Genomic DNA, 257 nt, shown 5'->3' on the forward strand with positions numbered 1-257 from the left:
CGATACAGCCCGTTTCAGGCTTCCAGATGATGTTGGCCGCATTGGTGGTTGCCTCAAGCGAATGCAGGGGGCGGGAAGCACCTTTAAAACGTGGGCGACCGCGTTTGCCGAAGGCGTATTGCTGCATGGCCGCGAACACCTGCTCCGCGATGCGCTGGGTTACGTTAGAACCAAGCCGGTCTTTCCATCCCGCTTCATTTTTGCAGGTACGGGCAAAGGTGATGATGGCCGCAGGCGTGAACCCTGCTTCTTTCGAG

The 257-nt window shown here is 58.0% G+C and carries 1 pseudogene; it reads right to left on the reverse strand.

Going from position 1 to position 257, the window contains the following annotated elements:
• Window positions 1–257, reverse strand: a pseudogene (locus IV91_RS18765) (transposase); the annotation flags it as partial.

Source organism: Ferrovum myxofaciens, from assembly GCF_000735045.1.
Classification (GTDB): Bacteria; Pseudomonadota; Gammaproteobacteria; order Burkholderiales; family Ferrovaceae; genus Ferrovum; species Ferrovum myxofaciens.